The sequence below is a fragment of the Nonomuraea jiangxiensis genome (genome assembly GCF_900099965.1).
GTDB classification, from domain to species: Bacteria; Actinomycetota; Actinomycetes; order Streptosporangiales; family Streptosporangiaceae; genus Nonomuraea; species Nonomuraea jiangxiensis.
Genome location: NZ_FNDJ01000001.1, coordinates 298,204 through 311,065 on the forward strand (window position 1 = coordinate 298,204; position 12,862 = coordinate 311,065).

General features: G+C 70.8%; 6 protein-coding genes. 4 read left to right on the plus strand and 2 right to left on the minus strand.

Annotation, left to right across the window (positions count from 1 at the left end):
- The first annotated feature begins 128 nt into the window (after nucleotides 1-128).
- The 3 genes from BLS95_RS01270 to BLS95_RS01280 all read left to right on the plus strand — a co-directional run bounded on the left by BLS95_RS01270 (nucleotide 129) and on the right by BLS95_RS01280 (nucleotide 6,640).
- Complete coding sequence (locus BLS95_RS01270; RefSeq protein WP_090928185.1) at nucleotides 129-1,511, plus strand: glycoside hydrolase family 43 protein; 1,383 nt, start codon at nucleotides 129-131, stop codon at nucleotides 1,509-1,511.
- Nucleotides 1,508-4,378, plus strand: coding sequence for a discoidin domain-containing protein (locus BLS95_RS01275; RefSeq protein WP_090928188.1), 2,871 nt, complete (start codon nucleotides 1,508-1,510; stop codon nucleotides 4,376-4,378). The genes BLS95_RS01270 and BLS95_RS01275 overlap by 4 nt, the downstream gene beginning before the upstream one ends.
- A gap of 144 nt (nucleotides 4,379-4,522) precedes the next feature.
- Nucleotides 4,523-6,640, plus strand: a complete 2,118-nt coding sequence (locus BLS95_RS01280; RefSeq protein WP_090928190.1) for an ATP-binding protein — start codon at nucleotides 4,523-4,525, stop codon at nucleotides 6,638-6,640.
- A gap of 40 nt (nucleotides 6,641-6,680) precedes the next feature.
- Here the strand turns inward: BLS95_RS01280 and BLS95_RS55335 are convergent, their stop codons facing one another.
- The gene (locus BLS95_RS55335) at nucleotides 6,681-7,301 is read right to left on the minus strand and encodes an MmyB family transcriptional regulator (RefSeq protein WP_090928192.1); all 621 of its coding nucleotides are present in this window, start codon (nucleotides 7,299-7,301) and stop codon (nucleotides 6,681-6,683) included.
- A 114-nt stretch (nucleotides 7,302-7,415) separates the two neighbouring features.
- Nucleotides 7,416-9,698, minus strand: a complete 2,283-nt coding sequence (locus tag BLS95_RS57500) for a pectinesterase family protein (protein ID WP_176992970.1) — start codon at nucleotides 9,696-9,698, stop codon at nucleotides 7,416-7,418.
- 221 nt (nucleotides 9,699-9,919) lie between these two features.
- On the opposite strand from BLS95_RS57500, the gene BLS95_RS01295 reads away from it, so the two are divergent.
- Complete coding sequence (locus BLS95_RS01295) at nucleotides 9,920-12,814, plus strand: endo-1,4-beta-xylanase (RefSeq protein WP_090928194.1); 2,895 nt, start codon at nucleotides 9,920-9,922, stop codon at nucleotides 12,812-12,814.
- Nucleotides 12,815-12,862: the final 48 nt, after the last annotated feature.

Below are 12,862 nucleotides of genomic sequence, written 5' to 3' on the forward strand. Positions count from 1 at the left end.
GTGGCGGATTGACAGCCCCGGCTCGGCCGGTCTACGTTCCCGAAAACCTTTCAGGTGCACCGCTTCAGTCCTGGTCCATGCGTGTTAGCGCTAACACGAGCAATCGCTAGGTTCTAAGGGGCGAACTCATGAAACGACGATGGGCGGCGGCCCTCGCCGGAGCACTCGTGCTCCTCCTCGGACAGCCCGCGCTAGCGGGCGCGCCGATCACCACCGCGCTCTACACGGCCGACCCGGCCGCGCTGGTGGTCGGCGACACCCTCTACCTCTACACCGGCCACGACGAGGCCCCGACGGGCGGCGGCAACTTCGTCATGCGCGACTGGCACGTCTTCACCTCCTCCGACGCCACCACCTTCACCGACCAGGGCGCCAGGCTGGCGATCTCGAACTTCTCCTGGGCCGGCGCCGACGCCTGGGCGAGCGAGGTCGAGCGCGGCGCCGACGGCCGCTACTACTGGTACACCTCCGTCAACGGCAACGGCCCCGGCTGGATGAACATCGGCGTGGCCGTCGGCAACAGCCCGCTCGGCCCGTTCACCGACGCCCGGGGCACCCCGCTCATCAGCGACAGCACCCCGGGCTCCTCGCCGCTGAACATCGACCCCACGGTGTTCACCGACGACGACGGCCAGGTCTACATGTACTGGGGCTCCTACTACGGCCTGCGCGCCGTCCGCCTCAACGCCGACATGACCTCGACCAGCGGCTCGGTCATCACCCCGACCGGCGTGTCGAACTTCTGGGAGGCCCCCTGGATGTTCAAGCGCAACGGCGTCTACTACCTCGCCTACGCGGCCAACGACTCGGGCTGCTCGGCCCCCGGCTACGCCTGTGTCCGCTATGCCACCGCGAGCAACCCGCTCGGCCCGTGGACCCATCGCGGGGTCGTGCTCGACCAGGTCAGCTCGACCACCAACCACCCGGCGATCATCGAGTTCAAGGGCCAGTGGTACATGGTATACCACAACGCCGCGGCCCCCGGCGGGGGCAACTTCCGCCGCTCGGTGACCATCGACCGGCTCTACTTCAACGCCGACGGCACCATGCAGAAGGTCGTGCAGACCGGCGGCCCCACCACCCCGGGCAACCACGCGGCCGACGCGACCGCCTCCACCTCCTACGTCTCCCCGTGGGAGACCCTCGCCGCGCTCAACGACGGCTACACCCCGGCGAACTCCGCCGACCACAGCCACGGCGCCTACGGCAACTGGAACCGCCAGGGCGCCCAGTGGATCGAGTATCGCTGGCCCACGGCCAGGAGCCTCTCCAGGTCGCAGGTCTACTGGTTCGACGACGACCAGGGCCTCGACCTGCCGGCCTCGTGCCAGCTGCAGTACTGGAACGGCAGCGCCTACGTCAACGTGCCGGGCCAGTCGGCCTGCGGCGTGGCGGCCAACACCTTCAACACCACCACGTTCACCTCCGTCAGCACGACCCGGCTGCGGCTGAACATCACCTCAAAGTCCGGATTCTCCACCGGCGTACTCGAATGGAGGGCCTTCTCGTGAGACGAGCCCTGTTCGCCCTGCTGCTCGTCGCAGGTTTACTCGTGGCCGGCGTGCCGGCCCACGCCGACCAGACCATCGGCTTCCCGACCTTCGGCGGCCCGGCCGTCCCGGCCCCGCCCGCCTCGTTCACGACCGGCAACACGATGCAGGCCATCTACGACGCCGAGAGCTCCGGCACCGACTTCTGGATGGACCGGCTGCTCGCCCGGCCCGGCAACGACCCGGCGGGCACCTGGCTCATGACGCGCGGCCGGGCGCTGTTCATGAAGACGCACACGCCGGGCACGCTCGGGTTCGGCGGGCAGGTGGCGTACTGGGAGAGCATCAGCAACGCCAACGCCTTCAGCGTCGCCATCACCCCCGGCACGTTCACCGAACAGGTGAGCTCCCGCTGGCAGGCGCCCAGCCACTGGCGCAGCCGGCACACCAGCGGCTCGATCATCGTCAACCAGACGAAGTTCATCACCGAGAACAACGTCGCCGTGGCCAACCTGGCCATCACCAACGGCGGCTCCGCCTCGACGACCCTGCAACTGCGCGCCACCTCGCCGTACGCCACCTCGGGCAGCGGCAGCGAGCTGACCGGCCAGGTGAACGCCTTCAACAACCTGACCACGCTCTACCCCAGGCTCACCGGTGACGGGTTCACCGTCTCCAGTGGCGGCCTCAACCGCTCCGTCACCATCGCGGCCGGCGCGACCGTCACCGTCAAGGTGGTCATGGGCTTCGTCACCAACGAGATCCCGGCCTCGCGCACCGAGTACGACGCCTACGCCGGCTACTCGGCCGCCACCGCGTTCGCCACCCACGTACGCGCCTACAACCGGTGGTGGGCCGAGAACGTGCCCTACATCGACGTGCCCGAGCCCGCCATCAAGAAGAACATCTACTACCGCTGGTGGCTGATGCGCTTCAACCACCTCGACGCCGACATCCCCGGCCAGACCTTCCAGTTCCCCATCTCCACCGAGGGCGTGCTGGGCTACAACAACGCGATCGCGCTCACGCAGCCCATGCACATCGACGACCTCAAATACCTGCGTAACCCGATCTACTCCTACGGCGACTGGCTGAGCGTCGGCCAGGTCTCCAAGAACGGCCGCTTCCTGGACAACCCCGGCGACCCGGCGAACTGGTCCAACAGCTACACCCAGTACATCGGCGAGGCCGCCTGGAAGAGCTACCAGATCCACGGCGGCCAGCCGGCCATCGCCGCCAACCTCGCCCGCTACGCCGAGCAGGACGTCAAGGGGCAGCTGTCCTACTACGACACCGACAACAACCGGCTCATCGAGTACGACTGGGGCGCCCTGACCGGCAACGACGCCGACGCCGTCTCCTTCCACTGGAAGTCCGGCCGGATGGACCGCGCCGAGTCCGCCTACCAGTACAGCGGCGCGCTGGCTGCGGCGCAGGCGTACGAGGCGATCGGCAACACCGCCAAGGCCAACGAGATGCGCACGCTCGCCACCCAGATCCAGAACGCCATCGTCAACGTGCTCTGGAACCCCGGCAGGCAGTTGTTCGAGCACCGGCTGAAGTCCACCAACGAGTGGGTGCCGTGGAAGGAGATCAACAACTACTACCCGTTCTCGGTCGGCGCGATCCCCAACACGGCCACGTACCGGCAGGCCCTGCGGCTCTACGACGACCCGGCGCAGTATCCGATCTTCCCCTACTACACCGCCAACCAGGTGGACAAGGCCGCGGCGGCGGCGGCCGGCAACCCCGGCTCCAACAACTTCTCCACCATCAACTCCACCGTGCAGTTCCGGCTCTACTCGAAGGTCCTGCGTGACTACCCCAACGAGTGGATGACCGCGACCGACTACAAGAAGCTGCTCTACTGGAACGCCTGGGCCCAGTACGTGGGCGGCAACACCCAGTGGCCGGACGCCAACGAGTTCTGGGCCGACTGGAACGGCTCCTCCATCCAGTACCGCTCCTGGATCCACCACAACATCCTGGGCAGCAGCAACTGGACCGTGATCGAGGACGTCGCCGGGCTGCGGCCGCGCAACGACGCCGGCGTGCAGCTCTCGCCGATCAACATCGGCTGGACCCACTTCGCCGTCAACAACCTGCGCTACCGCAACGCCGACCTGACCATCGTCTGGGACGATCCGGCCGACGGCGTCGTGCGCTATCCCGGCGTGCCGCAGGGCTACTCCATCTACGTCAACGGCAACCGGGCCGCCACGGTGAACTCGCTCGTGCCGTTCACCTGGAACCCGGCCACCGGCGCGGTCACCACCACCGGCACCGTCGCCTTCAGCACGGCCATGCCCGGCCTGCAGGCGCCCACCCAGGTCACCCACTCCAGCGCCCGCATGGTCGACATGCTGGCCAAGGCGGGCGTCGACCTGACCGCCAACCTCACCAACCTGGCCACCGGCGCCACCGCCACCGCCTCCACCACGGCCTCGGGCAGCTCCACCGCGGGCGCGGTGGACGGGTTTCCGATCAACGAGCCGTTCTGGGGTGGCGGCACCACCGCCGGCCAGGACTGGTACGAGCTGAACTTCGGCTCGGCCCGCACCCTCAACGAGGTCCGGCTGTACTTCAAGGACAGCCGCCCGGCCAGCTCCACCTACCGGGCGCCGGCCTCGTACAACATCCAGTACTACAACGGCTCGACCTGGGTGAACGTGCCCGGCCAGGCCAAGACGCCGGCGGCGCCGCGGGCCAACTACAACCTGGTGCAGTTCCCCGCCGTCAGCGCGCAGCGGGTGCGGGTGCTGGCCACGGCCGCCTCCGGGGCCAGGACCGGGCTCACCGAGGTCAAGGTGTTCAACCGGGGCGGCGTCGTCCAGCCACCGACCTCCAACCTGGCGTCGACGGCCACCCCGTCGGCCTCGTGGAGGTGAAGGCCTACGGATCCTGACGTCACCGAGGGGCGTGCCCACCCGGGCGCGCCCCACCCGGCGGGAGCCCGCGAGCGTGACTTCGCGCTTGTAGTGACGGAGTGCGGTGGAATCAGGCAAGCTGCATTCACGACCGCGTTCCGATAGGTGGCGATCACGATGGTGGCGAAGTGGCAGGCGGGCAACCTCCCTCCGGAGCTGACGACCCTGATCGGCCGCCGTGCGGAGCTCGACCAGGTGCGCCGGGCCTGCCGGCGCTCGCGGCTGGTGACCCTCACCGGCGTGGGCGGGGTCGGCAAGTCCCGCCTGGCGCTGCGGGCCGCCGCCGACCTGCGGCCGGAGTTCGAGGGCGGGACCTGGCTGGTCGAGCTGTCGCCGCTGGACGACGGGACGCTGCTGCCGCACGCCATCGCCGAGGCGCTCAGGCTCACCGACCAGACCACCCGCCCGATGACCGAGGTGCTGGCCGAGCACCTGTTCGGCCGCGAGATCCTGCTCGTGCTCGACACCTGCGAGCACCTGGTCGCGGCCTGCGCCCGCACCGTCGAGACACTGCTGGAGGCTGTGCCGGGGATGCGCGTGCTGGCCACCAGCCGCCGCCCGCTGGAGGCGGCCGGCGAGCTGGTGTACGTGGTCGAGCCGCTGTCCGTGCCCCCGGCGGGCGCCACGGAGCCCGGCGCGCAGGACGCGGTGGTCCTGCTGGCCGAGCGGGCCGCCGAGGCGATCCCCGGCTTCGAGCTGACCGAGCACGACCAGGAGGCCGTGGTACGGCTGTGCCGGCGGCTGGAGGGCATCCCGCTGGCGATCGAGCTGGCCGCCGCGCGGCTGCGCGAGATGCCGGTCGAGCACCTCGCCGACCGGCTGGACGACCGGTTCGAGACGCTGGACAACGCCGACGCGGAGCACGAGGCGGCCCCGCCCTGGCACCGGGCGCTGCGCACCGCCGTCGGATGGAGCCACGAGCTGTGCGAGCCCGCCGAACGCCTGCTCTGGGCGCGGGTGTCGGTGTTCGCCGGCGACTTCGACACCGAGGCCGTGCGCGAGGTGTGCACCGACGAACTGCTGCCGGAGGCCGACATCGGCCTGCTGCTGGACGCCCTGGCCGACGAGTCCATCCTGACCTGGCTGCCGACCGGGGCGGGGGAGCGCTACCGGATGCTGGACACGCTGCGCGAATACGGCGCGGGGTGGCTGCGCAGTCTGGGCGAGGAGGAGCGGTTCAAGCAGCGGCACCGCGAGCACTACCGGTCGCTCGCCACCCGGGGCGCGGCGGGCTGGCTGGGGCCGGGCCAGATCGCCTGGTACGACCGGATGGTCGGCGAGCACGACAACCTGCGCACCGCGCTGGAGGTCTCGCTGAGCGGGAATGACGGCACGGCGGCGCTGGAGCTGACGGGCACGCTCGCGTTCTTCTGGTACGGCTGCGGCTACGCCAAGGAGGGCCGCCACTACCTGGCCCAGGCCCTGTTCCTGGGCTCGGGGTCCGGCCGGGCCCGCGTCCAGGCCCTGTGGGCGGACGGCCTGCTGGCCGCGACCCAGGGCGACGCGGACGGCGCGGAGGCCAGGGCCGCCGAGTGCGTCGCGGCCGCCCCGCCCGGCGATCCGTACGCCGCCATGTGCGCCAGGGCCCTGCGGTCGACGGCCGGGGTGATCCGCGGCGACCTGCTCCAGGCGGTGGCCGAGTCGGAGCGGGCCTTCGCCACCCGAATGGACCACGAGAAGTTCACCCTGGCCAACCTGCTGGCACTGCTGTGCCGGGCCGCCGCCCTCACCGTGGACGGCCAGGCCGAGGAGGCCATCGAGGTGCTGGACGACCTGCGTACGATGTGCGACCGGTGCGGCGAGCAGTCGATGCGCTCGCACGGCGACCTGCTGCGCGGGCAGGCCGAGCTGAGCCGTGGCCGGCTGTCCGCCGCCGTCTCCTACGGGCAGGAGGCGCTGCGCACCAAGCGGCGGCTGCATGACAGCTTCGGCATCGGCCTGACCGTGGACCTGCTGGCCCTGGCGGCGGGCGGGGCCGGCCGGGCCTACCGGGCCGCGCGGCTGCTCGGCCTGGCCCAGCGCATCTGGAGCACCCACGGCCGGGCCCAGGCCAACGTGCCCGCCTGGGTGGCGGCCCGGGACGCGTGCGAGGAGCAGGCTCGCGACCTGCTCGGCGACAACGCCTACCAGGTGGCGTTCCGCACGGGCTACGACAGCGACATCGACGTCGGCATCGCCTACGCGCTCGAACCGGAGAACGAGGGCCTGCCCAACGAGGCATGAGCCCGCGTGCCGCCGGTGGCGTCACTGGTGCTGATCCTGGCTAACGGTCCGGCGGCGGCTCGGGGTGGGCGGCGGGCCGGCCGGGGTCGCCGGCGGTGAGGCGTTCCAGCAGGCACAGGGCCAGCTCGGAGGGGCTGTCCGGCTCGGCCTGGAAGACGATCAGCTGCTGGCCGGGAGCGCTGTCCAAGGTCAGGATCTGGCAGCGCAGCGTGAGCTCGCCCACCAGCCGGTGGCGGAAACGCCTGGGCTCGCCGAACTCCCTGCTGAGGTCGTTGCGGGCCCACATCTTGCGGAAGCGGTCGCTCTTCAGCGACAACTCGCCGACCACCTCGATCAATTGGGCGTCGTCGCCGTCGGCCCCGGCGGCCTCCCGCAGCCCGGTCAGGAGGCTGCCGGCCACCAGGTCCCAGTCCAGGTAGAAGTCCTGTGCCCGCGGGTCCAGGAACACCGGCCGGACCACGTCGCCGCCGCCGGTGAGGCCGTCGAACAGGGCCATGCCGAGCGGGCTGCCCGCCAGCACGGTCGTGCACCGATCCAGGACCATGGCGGGCGTGTGCGACCAGCTTTCCATCAGGCGCAGCAGGTTCGGGTTGACCTGCTCGCGCCGGGATGACGCTCGGCAGGCGCGTACACGCTCGCCGAGGGGGTTTTCCCTGTCCATGTTCTGAGACTAGGCCGGGGCCTGGAGGGCAGGGGGGCCGCGTTACTCCTACGATCACCCGCCGCCGGACGGACCCGGCCCGGCGGCGGGTGGACCTCCGGTTCCGGCCGGAGCTCAGCGGAGACGACCGGCGCCCGCGCCCGCTGGAACGAGGGCGCGCAGGGCCTGAGGCGGGTGGATCTTGGTGTGCAGGGCCGGCGTCCAGCCGGCGTCGGAGCCGAGGGCCGCGCCGTTGGCGGCGTTGTACGCGGCCACCAGATCGGCGGGCCGGCGGTCCACCAGGTTGTCCCTGGCGGTGATCGCGGCGCCGTTGAGCACGGAGATCACCTTGGCCGCCGGGATGCCCTCGAAGGCGTTGCTCTCCGCGTACACGCGCGAGCCGAAGCCCACCCCGATGCTGTAGGAGTAGGCGTCACCGCCCGTGTAGTAGTTGTTGTAGAGGTGCACCTGGCCGAAGCGCACCCGGGGAGTGCGCTGGCCGAGGCCCTGGAAATAGTTGTGGTGCAGGGTCACCTTGAGCTTGTCGCCCTCGCCGTACCTGCTCTCCGTGTCGGTGTTGCCGATGAGGCTGACCTTGTCGTGGTCGCTGAGGTGGTTCCAGGAGAGCGTCACGTAGTTCGAGGCGCGGACCACGTCCAGGAGGCCGTCGTGCACCTGGAACGGGCGGCCGAAATAGCGCGGCTGGCCGGAGTCCGGGTTGTCGCCGTCGTTGAGGGTGTTGTGGTCCAGCCAGACGTGGGTGGAGCCGGAGATCTCGATGTTGTCGAAGGAGGCGTTCCAGTTGCCGTCCGCGCCGTCGGTCGGGTCCCACTGCGGGAAGCAGTCGGAGGTGTCGGTGATGGTGAGGTTGCGCACGATGACGTTGTCGGCGTTGGTGACGCGCAGGCCGAAGCTCTTCAGCGCCGCGTTCCTCCCCAGGCCGATCAGGGTGACGTTGGAGCCGATCGTGACGGTGACGTGCTGGGCCATCCTCGCGTAGGAGGCCCGCCTGGCGTCCTCCAGCGGGCCTGAAGGGACGCTGGTCCGGCCCCAGACGGCGGGGTCGTACGCGGCCAGGTAGGCGGGCAGGCTGTAACCGTCCACGGCGTAGTCGTCGCAGGTCAGCGTGGCTCCGGAGGCGTCCGTGTCGGCGTCGATGGCGCCCTTGACGTAGATGATCCTGGGGGTGTTGTCGGCCGGGTTCCCGAGCGCCGCGACGAGCTGGGCCTTGGTGGAGACGACGTGGACGTTCTCCGGGCGGGCGGCCGAGCCGCCGGTCGTGCCGGTGGTGGCCGCGGCCCAGCCGTCGTCGCGGGGCAGGACCTCGCGGCCGAGCCTGCTCGGGGCGGGCTCGTCCGGGGCCGGGTGGTGCCGGCGGACCGGGTTCCAGCCGTCGGAGCCCGCCAGATACCGCTGCGGGGTGAAGGCGGCGGCCGTGCCGGGGTCCAGCTGCGGCCGGTCGGCGTTGACGCCGGCGCCGGGGCCGTGGTTGCGGTATTCGGACAGGCGGGCCTCCCGCCAGTTCAGGCCCGACATGTCGGTCCAGGGGGCGTCCTTGAACTGCTGCCCCAGCCAGGACTCGCGGATGAGCACCTGGCCGCGCGCCGTGGTCGAGCCGCCGGCGGGCCAGGGACGGCCCAGATGGTACGTGCGGGCGGGGGCGTCGCTGGTGAGCAGGCTGCGGTGGATCAGGAAGCCGTACGGGTTGGCCACTTCGGTGCTGGCCGCGGTGACGTAGCCGTTGTTGTCCGGGCTGCCGCGGGTCAGCGCCTTGATCACGCAGTCGTCGAAGACGGCGGTGGCGCGGCCGAAGATGAAGTCGACGTCCCCCTCCACGTAGCAGTCGTGGAAGTACTGCCGGGCGACGGTGGTGGCGGAGTCGGTGTTGGCGTAGAGGGTGTCCTGGTTGCCGAGGAACCTGACGTTGTCGTACACCTGCCGGTCGCCCGTCGTGCGCACCGCCACGGCCTGGCTGGCGCCGTTCGCCGCCTCGTCGTAGGAGTTCTGGAAGGTGAGGTTGCGGGCGGTGAAGTCGGGGGCGCTGATCACGTACGAGGCGCTGCCGGAGGTGCCGTACGGTCCCGAGCCGTCCGGCCTGGGAGTGGCCGCCGCGGCGTCGAACGTGAGCACCACGTCACGCGGGTCCCCGGTGTCGCCGACCAGCGAGATGTGGGGTTTGTCGGCGGGGATGACCACCTGCTGCTTGTAGGTGCCCTTGCGGACCAGGATCGTGACCGGGCGCCGGTTGCCGGCGGGGACGGCGTTCACGGCGTCCTGGACGGTGCTGTAGTGGCCCGAGCCGTCCGGCGCGACCACGATGGTGGAGCGGGTCCCCATCGGTCCACCGGCGGCCGTCGCGGGTGCCGCCGACATGATCAGGGTGAGGGCGATCAACGGGGGGAGTAACGGAAGTCGCATGCGCAACCTCGCAGGGTGCGGCAATCGGTTGCAAGAACGTTCACCCAATGGGCTGCACTTCGTCAATGGAGTGCAGTGAAACTGCACGCTTTCTGCAACAAGCGATTGCAGTGCTATATCAGCGCCCGGCGTGTCTTGACCGCGGCGACGTGCCACATCTACAGTCCGCCTGATAATTATCGGCGGATTCTTGAAACTTTCATCCACGCGTAGGAGCAGCCGTGCGCATCCTTCGAGCCTTGCTGGTGACCGCCCTGTTATGCGTCGTCCCGGCGCTTCCCGTCCACGCGGCGGACCTCACGTACGACTTCGAGAGCGGCACCGCCCAGGGCTGGGGGCCGCGCGGCGACGGCGTCTCCGTGACGGTGAGCGCGGCGGCGGCCCGTACCGGCGCAGGCGGCCTGCTCACCACCGGCCGCACCGCCACCTGGCACGGCGCGTCGATCCCCGCGCCCTTCGCGCGCGGCATCGGTTACCAGGTCACCGCCTACGCCCGCCTGGTGAGCGGCCAGTCGGCCGGCACGATCGCGCTGACCGTGCAGCGGACCCCGACCGGCGGCGCCACCACGTACGAGCGGGTCGCCGCGGCCACCGTGACCGACGGCGAGTGGGTGCGGCTGTCGGGCTCCTACCTGTTCACCGCCGAATCCTCCGACCTGCAGCTCTACGCGGAGAGCTCCGACGCCACCACCGAGTTCTTCCTGGACGACATCGTCATCAGCCCGCTCGGCGACCCCACCCGCGAGCCGGTCGTGACCGGCTTCGAGGACGGCACCGCGCAGGACTGGGCGCCCCGGGCCGCCGCCCTGCTGCAACCGAGCCCGGCCGCCGCCCGCACGGGCAGTGGCGGCCTCGCCGTGACAGGCAGGTCGGCCTCCTGGGACGGCCCCGCGCTCAACGTGTTCGGCCGGATGGGCAAGGGCGACAAGTACAGCCTGTCGGCGTGGGTGCGCCTCGGCCCCGGCGCCGACGCGGGCCGGCTGGGCCTGTCGATCGAGCGCAGGACCGGCGGCACCCCGAGCTACGAGCGCGTCGTCGCGCCGCGGGACGTGCCGGCCGGGGAGTGGGTGCGCCTCTCGGGGACGTACACGCTCGCGTACGACGTCGAGTTCCTCAGCGTGTACGTCGAGTCCGACAGCGGCACGTTCCCCTTCGACCTGGACGACTTCGAGCTGCGCCACCTCCCGGCCAAGCCCATCCAGACCGACATTCCCGCGCTCAAGGACGCGGTGCCGTTCACCATGGGCACGGCCTCCAGCCGGGCCGAGACGCTCGGCGTGCACGGCGAGCTGCTCGTCAAGCACTTCGGGAGCCTCACCCCCGGCAACGCGCTCAAGTGGGACGCCACCCAGCCCAGCGAGGGAGTGTTCACCTTCGCCGACGGCGACCACCTGGTGGACTTCGCCGCCGGGCACGGGCTGGCCGTGCGCGGCCACACGCTCGCCTGGCACAGCCAGACCCCCGACTGGGTCTTCGCCGGCGCGGACAAGGAGACCCTGCTCAAGCGGCTGGAGACGCACGTTCGCACGCTCGTCACCCGCTACAAGGGCAAGATCGCGGCCTGGGACGTGGTCAACGAGGTGGTGGACGAGAACCAGCCCGACGGGCTGCGCCGCTCCCCGTGGTACGAGATCGCCGGCCTGGACTTCATCCGTACGGCCTTCCGCGTCGCCCGCGAGGCCGACCCGGACGCCAAGCTGTTCATCAACGACTACAACACCGAGTTCCCGCGCAAGCGCGAAGCCCTCTACGCCCTGGTCAAGCGGCTGAAGGCGGAAGGCGTGCCGATCGACGGCGTCGGCCACCAGCTCCACCTCAACATCGAGCACCCGTCCGCCGCCGGCGTCGAGGCCACCATCGAGCGCTTCGCCACCCTGGGCGTGGACCAGCAGGTCACCGAGCTGGACGTGAGCGTCTACACCGACTTCGTCTCCTCCTACGACACGATCTCGCCCGAGCTGCTGCTCCAGCAGGGCCACCGGTACAAGGAGCTGTTCGACGTCTTCCGGCGGCAGGCCGCGCACCTCAGCTCGGTCACGGTGTGGGGCGCCTCCGACGACGTGAGCTGGCTGCGCACCTGGCCGATCCCGCGGCTCAACGCGCCGCTGCCGTTCGACGACGAGCTGCAGGCCAAGCCCGCCTACTGGGGGATCGTGGACCCGTCCCGGCTGGCGCCTCTCGTGCGCAGGCTGGAGGCGCCGGCCGGCACGCCCAAGGTGGACGGCAGGCGGGACCTGGAGTGGGACCTGCTGCCCGACGCGCCGATCGCCCGGGTCGGCGACGTGTCCGCGGGCTTCCAGGCCCGCTCGTCCGGCAAGGGCCTGTACCTGCTCGCCGAGGTCACCGACCCGACCGCCGACAAGAGCGACCGGGTGACGTTCACCGTGGACGGCACCTCCTACACCGGCGGCAAGAGCAGCCGCACCCCGGCCGGATACAGGGTCGAGGCGCTGGTCAAGAAGGGCACGAACGTGACCGTTACGGTCCGCGACCGGGGCACCGAGATCTCCTGGGCGGGCAAGGTGACCCCCGTGCCGGCGGTGAAGCTCACCTCCGCCCCGCGCCGTGCCCCGGTGCTGGACGGGATCGTGGACCGGGCGTGGTCGGCCGCGCCGGAGATCCGCACCGGCACCTGGATCCAGGGCACGTCCGGCGCGACCGCCAAGGTCCGCACACTCTGGCACGGCTCCACCCTGTACGTCCTGGCCCAGGTCAGCGATCCCACCCTGAGCGAGGAGTCGCCGAACCCGTGGGAGCAGGACTCCGTCGAGATCTTCGTGGACCCGGGCAACGGCAAGACCAAGGGGTACGAGGACGACGACGGGCAGTACCGGGTCAGCTTCTCCGGGCGGCTCACGGTCGGCGGGACCTTCGACGCCGCCGGGGTCAGGGACAACCTCGAGGCCGTGGCCAGGGTGGTGCCCGGCGGGTACGTGGTCGAGGCGGCCGTCGCGGTGCCCACCGTCAGGCTGGCGCCGGGGGTGCTGGCGGGGTTCGACGTGCAGGTCAACGACGCGACGGGCGGGGCTCGTACCGGTGCGGTGACGTGGCACGACGGCACGGGCCGCGCCTACCTGGACACCAGCCACTGGGGGGTGCTGCGACTGGCCGGGTGATGATCTGCCCTCTGTCGCGGTTCCGTATCCACGCGTATAGTTCGTAAA